This window comes from Micromonospora sp. CPCC 205554, assembly GCF_036902745.1.
Lineage (GTDB): Bacteria > Actinomycetota > Actinomycetes > Mycobacteriales > Micromonosporaceae > Micromonospora > Micromonospora tulbaghiae.
This window is the reverse complement of sequence record NZ_JBAKHP010000020.1, coordinates 98,395-110,669: the sequence shown is the minus strand read 5'-3', so window position 1 is coordinate 110,669 and position 12,275 is coordinate 98,395. Positions and strand designations below refer to the sequence as shown.

The window sequence follows — 12,275 nt, the reverse complement described above, 5'->3', positions numbered from 1 at the left end:
GACCCACTTCACCGGCGGCAGCTCGCTGCCCGGCAACTTCCAGACCACGCTGCAGAACTTCGCCGCCCTCGGCGTCGACGTCGCACTCACCGAGGTCGACGTCACCAACTCGTCCACCAGCCAGTACGCCGGGCTGACCCAGGCGTGCATCAACGTGCCGCGGTGCATCGGCATCACCGTGTGGGGTGTCCGCGACAGCGACTCCTGGCGTTCCAACGAGAACCCGCTGCTGTTCGACGGCAGCGGCAACAAGAAGGCCGCGTACAACTCGGTCCTCAACGTCCTCAACTCCGCGTCGCCCAACCCCACGCCGACGGCGACCGCGACCCCGACTACGACCCCGACCGCCGGACCGACCACGCCGCCGCCGACCACCGGTGCCAGCCGCATCGTCGGCAGCCAGTCCGGCCGGTGCATCGACGTACCGAACTCGTCGCAGAGCAACGGCACCCGGGTGCAGCTCTACGACTGCCACGGCCAGACCAACCAGCGGTGGACCCACACCTCCAGCCGGCAACTGACCGTGTACGGCTCGATGTGTCTGGACGCCGCCGGCTCCGGCAACGGCTCGGCAGTCCAGATCTACAGCTGCAACGGGCAGACGAACCAGCAGTGGAACGTCAACTCCAACGGCACCATCACCGGAGTCCAGTCCGGCCGCTGCCTCGACGTCTGGGGCACCGGCAACGGCCAGCAGGTGCAGATCTACGACTGCAACGGCCAGGCCAACCAGCGGTTCCAGCTCGTCGCGGCGAGCTGACCTCCTCGTACGGAAGGCGCGCGACGGGCGGGCCCGGTGTGAACGCGATCACCGGGCCCGCCCGTCGCGTCTCTGCGGTCGCGACCCGAGTCCACACAGGATGAGGACTAGGCTGGACCGAATTGTGTCAGACGGCCGGCGCGCGGGGGAGCGGAGACGGCAATGATGATCGTGATCTTCGACGCCGACCGGGAGTGGTACATCCAGGGCCGCGTCTACGCGGACATCGTCAGGGCGGTGCCCGCCGGGATGCTTCAGGACGACGACCTGGAGACGTATCTGTGGCCCGCCCGGGCGATGAGCCTGCTGAGGCTGCCGCACCTGGAACCGGACCGAGCCGAGCGAATCGCCGCCGCGCTCGCGGAGGGCGTGTCCCGCTGCCTACGGGCGATCGACCCGAGCGACACCGAACTCGTCGAGTTCTACGAAGGTCTGCTGGAGGTCGCCGCCCGGCACGACTGATCCGTGTCGGGAGGTCATGGGACGAGCAATTCGGTGCGGTACTCGGCTGCCAGCGCGGCGGCCCGGTTCCGTCGCTCGTTCGATCATCCCGCCAACCAAGATCATGCCTGAGTTGTGCCTGGTTGTGCCCGATGATCTTCGGCCGAGGTTTTCGCAGGTCAGATGTGCTGCTGAGTGGGCCGCCAGGGACTCGAACCCTGAACCTATGGATTGCCGGCAAGGCGGCCGGATCGGGTGCGGTTCGAGGTCATCCGGCCTGCTGATGCGCTTCTCGGTCTCGTTTGGCTGACATGGTTGCTGTATTTCGCTGCTGTACTGCTGGCGTTAGATCAGGCGTTGGATGCGGACCTTGGGACGCTCGTTTCGGAGGTGGCCTTGCTTGTGCTGGCGGACCTGTTCCTCCCAGACCTCTTGGTCGTAGTCCGGGTCTGGCGGGGTCCATTTGTGAGAGCCGTCGCTGTAGTGGAACTTCTCGTCGCCGGATCGCAGGATGCTCATCGGGTCCAGCCGAGGAATCGGTGATGCAGGTGGCCGGCGGGCACGTGGGCCAGGTCCTGGGCGGCGTTAACGAGCTGGGCGGCCAGGTAGAGGGCAAGCGACACCGGGGCACGGTGGTATTCGGCTCGCAGCTCGCGCCGTCGCGTCTGACAGGGCCAGTCGGCAGCGCAGCCGCCGCAAGTCCATGCCGGTGTGACTGGGAGGTGCGTCGTCATCGGGGTGCGTCCTGGCTCGGCCAGTGGCCGCGGTTGATCGGGATGGGATGACGGATCCGGCAGGGCAGGTCGCCGCCGCAGCGGCAGATGCGCCGCCAGTGCTGCCATGACCAGACAGGTCGGTGCCGGCGGGCTAGGGTGAGCGCCACCGCCAAGACGTACTCGTCGTAAGAGACGCGCCGCCGGCTGTTGTCCTGCCTCTGGTGGTAGGGGGTATCCGGCAAGGCGCCCGCGATCGCATCAGTTGCATCGTTCGGTCTGGTCATCACGCCTCCCGCCGACGCTTGGGATCCCGTGGGCACCCGGTCAGCCGTGTCCGGAGACAGGGCACCCACGGCAGGACGACCCGGCCGCCAAGCTGGGTAGCCCCACGAGCAACTTAGGACGCAATGTGCACAGGGTCAACAGCTACGACACATAGCGTTGTAAGTCGAGCGGGAGGTGTGGTCTGCTTGCACCAGCCGCCAAGCTGGGAGCACCACCTATGTCTGAAGCTGCCTACCTACAGGTTGCCCGAGATATCCGCGAGCAGGTCAGCTCCGGTCAGTTGAAGCCGGGCGACAAGCTGCCCTCGTTCGCCGCCCTTTGCGAGCATTACGAGGTCAGCAACACCGTGATCCGGGCCGCGATGCTCCTACTCAAAGCCGAGGGCCTGATCGACGGCCGGCAGGGTAAGGGCGTTTACGTCGCTAATCCGCTTCCGTGATAAGTCTGGTTCGCTTCCGCGTGACGCCCTGCTGACAAGCTCTATGCGTCGCTACGGCAGGGCCACCGAGACTGGGCCCTGGGGCGGTTGTCTGCGGCTGCCCTCGCCTCCAGGGTCGCACCTGTAAGCCCGGGTGCTGGAAGGCATAGCGCCTAATAGCTTGCCCTTCGGGCCAGCGGCACCAACGCCTAGCGCTCCGTGGGGTGCTTGCTCCGTCCGCGATCCTGAGGGTTTTGGTGGCTTGGCAACTCGCCAAGGGTCCGCGCTACAGGACCGCTGCGGAGCAGCCCTCTCGCCGCTCTGCGCCGCACCACCGGCACCTCAACCACGCAAAGTACTGCAGACTTTTCACTGAGTCATGAATGGGTTACGGTCATGTCTGTCTAGCGTGGAGCCTCGGAGGACGCATGGCGCGACGTAAGGGACTCATAGCGCAGGTGCTGGACGCTCGAAAGCAGGCCAAGAAGCTCCAAGCGCAAGCAGAGGCGCGCTGGCACCGCGAGTCAGTTGCCGAGCAGAAGCGCCAAGAAGCGGAGGCACGCCGCGAGGCTAAGCAAGCCGAGGCCGAGGCAAAGAAGGCTGAGGCAGCGCGGCTCAGGCATGAGGTACAGGCGAAGCGTCTGGCCGATCAAGCAGCGGCGAAGGCGGCCCGTGAGGTCGCCCAACGCGAGCGTGCTGAGGAGCGACGCCAAGCCGCTGATGCCCGCGCGAAGGCGCAGGGGGCGACCGCCGGGAAGCGCCTGGCGGAGCGGGAAGCACACGCCCGCAAGTTGACCGAGGCTGAGTTTCGGACGGAGGCCGTCAGCGCAAGGGTTGCCGAGTATGCGCAGTTGCTGAGCCGGAGGAACCGGCGGGCTGCCGCGTCTGTCCTCGAACTTACGGCGGTGTTAGCGAACGGCGGACCAACCGCGTTTGTCGAGCGTCTACAACACGTCCTCGCGCAGTCTCAATACCCGGAGGGGTTGACAGGCAAGGCCGCAGCGCACTATGACCCAGCTTCCCGCGAATTGTTGATCGAGTACGAACTACCGCTCCAAAATGTCGTGCCAACCGTCGTTGCCTACCGCTACACGACGGCGAAGGGAATGGTTGCCGTACCCCGCAAGGAAACTCAGACTAAGAAGCTGTATGGCGATCTACTTGCACGGTTGACGCTGCGGACCATTGCTGAAGTTTTTGACGCGACGTCTCCGGACCTCGTGACCGGCATCGTCTTCAATGGCTACGTCTCAACTAAGGACAAGGCGACTGGCCGTGCCATGCGTCCGTTGCTAATGAGCGTAGGCGCCGAGCGGGACAAGTTTGCCGTGGTGCAGCTCGACGAGCCGGAACTGGACCCGGTGCTGTGCCTCCGCAGTCACCTGAACGCCATTGTTTCCCCGCATCCTTACGACCTAGAAGGCGTCAGACCAGTGGTGTCCTTTGACCTTTCAAGGTATAAGTTTGTTGACGAGATGGACGTCGTCGCCGGCCTGGATAGCCGTACGGACTTACTTACACTTTCACCTGGAGAGTTCGAGCACCTGATCCGCCGACTCTTCGAAAACATCGGAATGAAGTCCTGGGTAACGCAGGCTTCCAAGGATGAAGGCGTCGATGGCGTCGCTGTCAATGAAGATCCAATCGTTGGCGGGCTTTGCATCATCCAGGCTAAGCGCTACAGCAAAATCGTCGGCCTCGAAGCCGTCCACGCACTTGCTGGAGTAATGGATCATAAGCGGGCCGCCAAGGGTGTATTAGTAACTACCTCATGGGTGGGCAAGGCGAGCCGCGACTTCGCCGCCGCGAATGGTCGAATCGAAATTATTGAGGGTCGCAACCTCAAGCACATGTTGAAAGAGCATCTCGGCCTGGACGCCCTAATCGGTTTGGAGAAGCTTCCGCCAGGCTGGGACAGGGCCGACTTGACATAGCGGCATCCTCATCTGAGCCGGATGGTGTGTCCACGCTCATGAGTTCTATGCGCTCCACCCGGCAAGTCCGATGACGTCTGCGACCTTGGGCCGCTGCCCTCGTCGCGGCCGGCTGCTGTCAGGCACTGCTGCCGCGCACGGTTCACGAATCTGCCGCAGCAGAGCTAACCTGCTTGCTGCCCAGTCGGTCGCGATTGTTGATCAACGCCTGATCCTCGCGGCCCATCCTGAGAGCCCGCGTCCCGCGATCGTCCGCTCCAGTCGCTGGCTGGCCTCTTGGCTAACTGCCCAGCCTTCAACTGCTCCATAACGCTGCCGACACGCCGACCCACCTCGGGCGTCACTTGCTGCCGTAGTTACTACTCGATTCGGCACTCAAGCCGCGTCGATCACATGACGTACATCACACTAGACGCGCGGCGCGCCTGCTGCTATCCGCGCGGCGGGCACCGCTACGCTCGCGCAGTTCACTGCGTTGCGCGAGCGTAGCGGTGCCCGCGCTGCGAGGCTTCATGCTGCCCAAAATTCCCGAAGCACCTGGGCGGAAGCGGTCAAGAGGGCCGACTTGTCGCTTGACATCCGGGTTACGCTCACCGTCGCTGCGCGATGCTTCGCACCCAACGGGCGGTGAGCGTAACCCGGATGTCCCGAGACTTGACACTCGTACTATGCTTCTCGCGTCGCTACGCGATGCTCCGCACCCAACGGGCGCGAGAAGCATAGTACGAGTGCGACCGATCCTCGCTGTCCGCTTTCACCTGGACGGACTTCCTCAACTGGCACCGAAGGCCGGCGTCGAGCAGGGCCGACTTCAGGCCGCGATGCCGCTGCCTCATGCCTGGATCCCATGTGTGGCGCAGATCCTTGCAACCCGGTCGCCGCATCTGCTCATACTCGGTATCGTTGGATCGTTAGATGGCAGGTGTTGCCGGGTACTTTGGTACCGAGGTACTGTAGGTCACTGGAAGGGGGCCCCATGGCTGCTACGTCCGCTCCCATCAAGGTCGACGTTGGTACTGATCAACTCATCTCTCACGCCGCTCACTTCCTGGGCAAGGCCAAGAAGGATGTTGTAGACGCCGCAGTGCGCGAGTACATCGAGGCGCACCGCAGTGAGATCAACGAGGGCGTTCGAGCCGCTCTAAGCCGACTTGACGGCTCATCGAAGTCCGCTGTCTCACTCCTTACTGGTGTGCCAGTCGAGCAGCTCGATGAGTACGGCGGCATGCCTGACGCTAGCTGAAAACACATGTCTGGCTTTGGACGGGCTTGGGCTCTAAACTCACGGAATGAGCGGTGAGACCAAGCCCGTCCGACCAACGCGTGCCTGCATGGCGGATCTCGAGCTTCGAGTGCCACCTATCACCGAACCCCTCTGCGACCTTGATCATGACCTAATAGCAGAGGCTCAACGCTTGCCCGAAGCGCACGCGGCTGGAGGCGTCGAGAGGGTCGTCACCCTGAAAGACCGCGTGTGGTTCAAAGTCAAGACAGGCCGCTGGCGCGGGGCCGCAACTCGTCTTCCAGAAGCGGACCACACGGATGCGGGTCCGCAGGTCCGCGCTGCTCCGTGGTGGGTCGGCGCTGCCGGATATCGACGCGAAGGCGATCCCGCCGACTTCTACGCAGCCCTTACTGCCGCTGTCGAGCGCGAGGGCGGCTCATCCGACAAATGGCTGCCCGCAGACTGGGACTGGAAACGCCTAGAACTAGAACATGCGTCCGCCTGGGAAAAAGAAATCCGTAGGATCGTCTGTGAGCTAATCGCGCGATCCCTTCGTAGCGGTTACGCCTACCAGGCAGAGTTCCATAACTACAGCCTGACGGCCTTGGCCAGGGCTGCTGATGGCGAGACCTATCTAGTAGTCGGCACCGAAAACGTCGCGGACCCTAAGATCTTCGCCGTCATCATCAACGCGGTCCCTGGCGTAGATCCCAGTAGTTGGATGCCGGAGCCTAGTGGCGTGGCAGGCTTGGAGCCTGATCCCGGTGAAATTATCTGGTCAACCATCCTCCCGCCAGCCGTAGCCGCGCAGCTCCTTGACAGCTATTCCGAGGACTGAGCGGAGCACGACGAGTCGCACTTGCTCCATCCCGATGCTCCTATGGAGGTCAAGGGGCGAGGGCGGCGAAGTCGGCGCGTAGGGCGGTGTAGACGTCGCGGACGATGTAGCGCTTCAGGCAGCGCAGGATCTCTTGTTTGCTAAGGCCTTCGGTGATGCGTCGTTGCTGGTAGGCGCGGGTGCGTGGGTCGTAGCGCAGGCGGCAGAGGGCGATGGTGTGCAGGGCGTGGTTGGCGCCGCGGTCGCCTCCTCGGTGGAGGCGGTGCCGGCGCACCCGTCCGGAGCTGGCGGGGATGGGTGCGGCGCCGCAGAGGTGAGCGAGGGCCGCTTCGGAGTGCAGCCGGTCGGGGTTGTCGCCGGCGGTGGTGAGCAGTTGGGCGGCGACGTCGGGGCCGACGCCGAATAGGGCCGTGGTGTGGGGTGCCGCTTTCTGGACGATGGGGGTCACCTGCCGGTCGAGGGTGGTGATCTCCTCGGTGAGGGTGGTGACCCGGCGGGCGAGGCCGACCAGGGCTGCGGTGGTGGCGTGCTCGGGTTCGTGGAGTCTGGCTGGGTCGTAGGTCAGTGCAGCGGACCGGCTGACCAGCGTGGCGGCGCTGACCTTGGTCAGGTGGGCTCGCAGGGGCTCGGGGGCGGCGGCGACCAGGCCGCGCATCTGATTCAGGGCGGCGGTGCGGGCCTTGACCGCGCCTCGGCGGGCGACCCTGAGGGCGCGGATAGCCTCGACCGGCCCGGTGCGGGTCTTCGGGGTGCCCATGGCGGTGCCGGCAAGGGTTGCCCGGGCGGCGGCGATAGCGTCGATCGGATCGGACTTGCCTTGTGCGCGACGAGCGCGGCGGTCCGGCCGGTCCACCTCCATGACGGGAGTCTTCTTGCTGGTCAGGTAGCGGGCCAGGCCGGCGCCGTAGCTGCCGGTGCCCTCCACGCCCACGGCCGTGACCCGGCCGAAGGAGCGCATCCAGGCCAGGAGATCCGCGTAGCCGGCGGTGGTCGCGGGAAATTCGGCGTCGCCGAGGAGTCCGCCGGTGCTGTCGAGTACGGCGGCGTGGTGGGTGTCGCGGTGGGTGTCGATACCCCCGATGACCGATCGCTTCTTGGCTGCCATGCTGGTGAGGTCCGCCCTTCTCGGTCGAGTCGAGAACACGTGGACACGTCACCGGTCAGGCGATGCGGACAACACAGTGGTGGGCGCCTCTCGCACAGGCTCCTATTAAGTCACGACGCCTGACCGGTGACATGCAGCTGCCGGGGCCACCGAGCCGGCCGACGAATCGGGATGAGGACAGCAACGTCGGTCTGCCGGTGAGTCAGACCAACCCGGCGACCCACCTCACCATCCTCACTGTCTGCCGTCGACCCGCCCTCCTGGGGAGCGGGCCGCCGCCCGGCCCGCCATGTCAAGCGGACATTGACGCAGGTTCGGACGCTGGCGGGTCGGGCGGCGGTCTGCTCGGCTTGCCCGGGTCGAGGGCAGGCGGGATGGCCTACGCAACCACCCGCGGACCTGGACCCGCCGGCGGAGCCCCGCCATCCTGGAGCCGGAGTGCCCCCGCCGGAGGCGCACTAACGGCAACCCCGTGACCGCCGCCAGCTCGCCGACGCGGCCGGCGTGCGCTCCCCCACGCCGCGCGGGCTCGTGGCCGCGCGGCCCGCCGGCTGCCGGCCCACCCCCTCACCAGTCGACGGTCTGTCGTTCTGCGGCGGCCCTACGGGCTCCCCGCTCTCCGCGCGAGCCGCCGGGCATCAGGCGCGATGGCCACCGAGCGACAGCGGCAGCGGCCGACGCGCGCCCAGGCGGCGGCGCGTGCGGCCCGCTCAGGGCCGCCTTGATAGACGTACAGAAAGTCCTCCCACACTGGTCGGCAGCCGGCAGGTCGGCAGCCGGCAGCCGGTCGGTCCGCCCTGGCTGCGGGGTCACGGCGGGTTGACGTGTCGGTACCCGGTGCTAGTCTGGCGCTCGTCGAGCATGCCAGCGCGGCCTTCCTGCCGGATCGCTGGACTCGATGTCGGAGATGCCGAGCGGCCTTCCTGCCGCTGATGCAGGCCACGTCCCGCCGGCTCTCAATCGCGCCGGCCGCTGTGCCGGTTCCCCGAATCCGCTGAGCGGCCCAGTACGGCCTTGCTGCCGTCCACGATGGCCCGGATTCGTTCACCTCCACGGGTGGGGGCAGCCTGCGGCAACCCGCCGGATGCCGACATCCCAGGCTCCCCACCTGTGCCGGCCCTCATCACCGAGTCCACGAGAGCAAAGGACATGACCTTTCGGCGGGAACTGGCATCACCAGCCATCCGCCCTCCGGCGTCAGCCGCCCTTTCGGCGGTGCCAGGAGACACGACGAACACCACCAGCGGACAGACGTCCACGGCTGGTGGTGCTTCGTCTTTCGTCCCTGCCACCCCGTGAGGAGAGAGTCGTGTCCACACCCCTCGACCTGTTCCGTCCCGGCGTTGCGAGCGGCCGTGACGCCCAAGCCCTGCACCGTGCCGCAATGCCTGAGTTCTCCGGTTGGATGGAGCACACCCGCACCGCCGGCGGCTGCGCCCGTCCGGTCCGCCTTACCGGCACGATCGCCGCTGTCGAGCGAGCCACCGGCCGGGTCTTGGGCGAGCAGCACACCGACGAGCTGCCCGACGGGGCGCTCTACAAGGCGTGCGGCAACCGCCGCGAATCGCAATGCCCCGACTGCGCCTGGGTCTACCAGGGCGACGCCTACCAGGTCGTGCGCTGCGGCCTGACTGGCGGCAAGGGCGTCCCTGCCTCGGTAGGCCGGCACCCGGTCGTCTTCGCCACCTTCACCGCGCCGTCCTTCGGCGCGGTCCACAACCGGCACGTTCCCCGCCACACCTGCGCTACCCGGCAGCGCTGCGACTGCCGTCCGGCTCCCTGCCGTGCCCGCCACACCGTCGGCACCTGCCAGCATGGGCAGCCCGCGGCGTGCTTCGCCCGTCACGACGCCGACGATCCGCGGCTTGGGCAGCCGTTGTGCCTGGACTGCTACGACCACGGCCACCAGGTCGTCTGGAACTACTTCTCGGGCGAGCTGTGGCGGCGCACGAAGCAGGCCATCGAACGGCACCTCGCCGGCCTCTGCCGCAGACGCGGCATCCCCTTCGTCCAGGTCGTCACCGACTCCGGCAGGATGCGCCGGCTGCCGCCGGTTCGGGTGTCGCACGGGAAGGTCGCCGAGATGCAGCGCCGGGCAGCCGTTCACTTCCACGTCCTGCTGCGCCTCGACGGCGTCGCCCCCGACGAGCCGGACGCGCTCGTGCCACCGCCTGTGGGGATCACCGTCGGCGACCTGGAGGCAGCCGTGCACGCCGCCGCACGTCAGATCACCGTCACCACGCCCCCGCACCCCGACCAGCAACGCGGCTGGGTGGTGACGTGGGGCGAGCAGGTCGACGTCCGGCGTATCAACAGCGCCAGCGGCGAACTGACCGACGGCAAGGTGGCCGCCTACCTGGCCAAGTACGCCACCAAGGCGACCGAAGCCACCGGCCACCAGTCCACCCGCCTCACCCCCGCCACCGTCGACGACTACGCCGATCCGGAAGGTGACCACCTCGCCCGCCTCATCGACGCCTGCTGGCACCTCGGACGGCCCGCCGGCACCGACACCGCCAGCGGCGCCGCAACGGCCGACGACCGTCAAGGCAGCCTTGACACCAAACCGAACGCCTACGCTGGGCTGCGTCGCTGGGCGCACATGCTCGGCTTCGGCGGTCACTTCCTCACCAAGGCCCGCCGCTACTCCGTCACCTTCGGCCTGCTCCGGGATATCCGCGCGACCTTCCGCCGCGCCGAGGACGACGACCCCATCGACGCCGTGACGGTTGGCGTTCTCACCTACGCCGGCTCCGGGTGGCTCACCGAAGGCGACGCGCTTCTGGCCAACACCGCCGCCGCCCAGCGCCGGCAGGCCAGACGCATCGGCCGGGAAGAACTCGCCCACGAAGCCTGGCTCGTCGGGGCCGCCGCATGAGCAGAGACCTCACCCCGCGCTGGTACTCGCCCGCCGAGGTCGCCGTTCTGCTCGGCTTCGGCATCTCCAAGGTCAAGATGAAGATCGCCACCGGCGAGCTGCGCTCCATCAAGGACGGCAAGTACCGCCGCATCCTCCCCGAATGGGTCGACGAGTACATCCGTGACCAGGTCGAGCGGCAGGAGGCGGCCTGATGCCCGGACGCAGCAGGGCCAACGGCGAAGGCTCGATCTTCCCGTACCGCAACGGCTTCGCCGCGTACGTCTGGGTCGAGAAGCCCGACGGCAAGCGGGGCCGGAAGTGGGTCTACGGCAAGACCCGCGAGGAGGTCCACGACAAGTGGATCAAGCTGCACGGACAGGCCAAGGGCGGACCGGTGGCGACGCGCTCCCCGACCGTCGGGGAGTACGCCGGCTACTGGCTGCGGGAGATCGTCAAGCCGAACCTGGCCCCGGGCAGCTACGTCACCTACGAGGTGGTGGTCCGGCTCTACCTCGTGCCAGGGCTGGGCCGGAAGCGGCTCGACAAGCTCCGGGTGAGCGACGTCCAGACGTGGATTAACGAGGTCGGGCGGACCTGCCAGTGCTGTGCCCAGGGCAAGGACCAGCGGCGCAAGCCCGCCCAACGTCGCTGCTGTGCCCTCGGCCGCTGCTGCAAGGATCTGCCCTCGGCAACGAGCGTCACCCACCTGCGGACCGTGCTCCGGACGCTGCTGTCCCAGGCCATCACCGAAGGGCTGATCACCCGCAACGTGGCGTCCCTGGTGAAGCTGCCCCCGGTTCGGAAGCGCAAGCAAAAGGCGTGGACGAGCGACGAGGCGCGGCGCTTCCTGGAGTCGGCCCGAGCCGACGACGACCCGCTCTACGCCGCGTACGTCCTGGTCCTGGTGCTCGGTCTGCGCAAGGGCGAGATGTTGGGGCTCACCTGGGCTGACGTCGATCTCGACGCGGGGGAGTTGACCATCGATCGGCAGCCCCAGCGGGTCGGTGCCGAGCTGCTGCACCGGGAGACGAAGACGGCCGCCTCGGACGCCACCCTGCCGCTGCCGGACATCTGCACCGTGGCTCTCGGCCGCCGCCGTGTCGCGCAAACCGCCGCCCGCGACGCCGCCGGCCCCGCCTGGCAGCCGTCGGACCTCATCTTCACCACCCGCTACGGCCGTCCGGTCGAGCCGCGCAACTTCAACCGCTTCTGGGACCGTCGCTGCGACACGGCCGGCGTCCGGCGGATTACCGTACGGGACGCCCGGCGGACCTGCGCCTCACTCCTGGCGGACCTGGACGTCCACCCCCGGGCGGTGATGCAGATCCTCCGGCACGCCCAGTTCGCCATCACCATGGAGATCTACACGGTGGTCTCCTCGGCGGCCACCCGCGACGCCCTCAAGCGGCTCGGCAGCGCACTCGACCGGTGAGGCGGCTACTGCTGTACTTCGCTGCTGTACGAGCCGTGCCTACAAGACAGCGGCCCTATGAAGGGCCGCTGAGCTGGAACGGAGTGGGCCGCCAGGGACTCGAACCCTGAACCTATGGATTAAAAGTCCACAGCTCTGCCATTGAGCTAGCGGCCCGCACGCCACAGGTTACCCGAACCCGATCAGCCCGGCGTGCGTCGCGCACCGACCCTCCCGACCACCCTCCGGCACCACACGACCCCACTTCGGGGCCCTCCGCTG

11 protein-coding genes and 1 tRNA gene are annotated in these 12,275 nt (G+C 67.1%); 9 read left to right on the top strand and 3 right to left on the bottom strand.

The window, feature by feature from the left end:
* Both V6U82_RS22505 and V6U82_RS22500 read left to right on the top strand, forming a co-directional pair.
* The coding region (locus V6U82_RS22505) for a ricin-type beta-trefoil lectin domain protein (protein ID WP_334464233.1) at positions 1-760 on the top strand (760 nt) is incomplete at its 5' end.
* A 162-nt stretch (positions 761-922) separates the two neighbouring features.
* Positions 923-1,222: a hypothetical protein gene (locus V6U82_RS22500; protein ID WP_334464231.1), complete on the top strand. Its 300-nt coding sequence runs from the start codon at positions 923-925 to the stop codon at positions 1,220-1,222.
* Positions 1,223-1,546: 324 nt separating this feature from the next.
* On the opposite strand, the gene V6U82_RS22495 is transcribed toward V6U82_RS22500, so the two are convergent.
* The gene (locus V6U82_RS22495) at positions 1,547-1,720 is read right to left on the bottom strand and encodes a hypothetical protein (RefSeq protein ID WP_334464229.1); all 174 of its coding nucleotides are present in this window, start codon (positions 1,718-1,720) and stop codon (positions 1,547-1,549) included.
* Positions 1,721-2,419: 699 nt separating this feature from the next.
* On the opposite strand from V6U82_RS22495, the gene V6U82_RS22485 reads away from it, so the two are divergent.
* The 4 genes from V6U82_RS22485 to V6U82_RS22470 all read left to right on the top strand — a co-directional run bounded on the left by V6U82_RS22485 (position 2,420) and on the right by V6U82_RS22470 (position 6,617).
* Positions 2,420-2,641, top strand: coding sequence for a winged helix-turn-helix domain-containing protein (locus tag V6U82_RS22485; protein WP_334464225.1), 222 nt, complete (start codon positions 2,420-2,422; stop codon positions 2,639-2,641).
* 407 nt (positions 2,642-3,048) lie between these two features.
* Entirely contained in the window at positions 3,049-4,554 is a 1,506-nt protein-coding gene (locus tag V6U82_RS22480) for a restriction endonuclease (RefSeq protein WP_334464223.1), read from the top strand.
* 976 nt (positions 4,555-5,530) lie between these two features.
* The gene (locus V6U82_RS22475; RefSeq protein ID WP_334464221.1) at positions 5,531-5,797 is read left to right on the top strand and encodes a hypothetical protein; all 267 of its coding nucleotides are present in this window, start codon (positions 5,531-5,533) and stop codon (positions 5,795-5,797) included.
* A 46-nt stretch (positions 5,798-5,843) separates the two neighbouring features.
* The gene (locus V6U82_RS22470) at positions 5,844-6,617 is read left to right on the top strand and encodes a hypothetical protein (protein ID WP_334464219.1); all 774 of its coding nucleotides are present in this window, start codon (positions 5,844-5,846) and stop codon (positions 6,615-6,617) included.
* A gap of 49 nt (positions 6,618-6,666) precedes the next feature.
* Here V6U82_RS22470 and V6U82_RS22465 read toward each other — a convergent pair whose 3' ends face one another.
* Entirely contained in the window at positions 6,667-7,722 is a 1,056-nt protein-coding gene (locus V6U82_RS22465) for an IS110 family transposase (protein WP_334464217.1), read from the bottom strand.
* 1,309 nt (positions 7,723-9,031) lie between these two features.
* Between V6U82_RS22465 and V6U82_RS22460 the strand changes: the two genes are divergently transcribed.
* Genes V6U82_RS22460 through V6U82_RS22450 form a run of 3 tightly spaced genes read left to right on the top strand, consistent with a single transcriptional unit; the run spans position 9,032 to position 12,014 of the window.
* Positions 9,032-10,600, top strand: a complete 1,569-nt coding sequence (locus tag V6U82_RS22460) for a replication initiator (RefSeq protein WP_334464215.1) — start codon at positions 9,032-9,034, stop codon at positions 10,598-10,600.
* The gene (locus tag V6U82_RS22455; RefSeq protein ID WP_091099625.1) at positions 10,597-10,794 is read left to right on the top strand and encodes an excisionase family DNA-binding protein; all 198 of its coding nucleotides are present in this window, start codon (positions 10,597-10,599) and stop codon (positions 10,792-10,794) included. Before V6U82_RS22460 ends, V6U82_RS22455 begins: the two co-directional genes overlap by 4 nt.
* On the top strand, positions 10,794-12,014 hold the full coding sequence (locus tag V6U82_RS22450) for a tyrosine-type recombinase/integrase (RefSeq protein WP_334464211.1): 1,221 nt from the start codon (positions 10,794-10,796) through the stop codon (positions 12,012-12,014). Before V6U82_RS22455 ends, V6U82_RS22450 begins: the two co-directional genes overlap by 1 nt.
* Positions 12,015-12,098: 84 nt before the next feature.
* Here the strand turns inward: V6U82_RS22450 and V6U82_RS22445 are convergent.
* A tRNA-Lys gene (locus V6U82_RS22445) sits at positions 12,099-12,170 on the bottom strand.
* Positions 12,171-12,275: the final 105 nt, after the last annotated feature.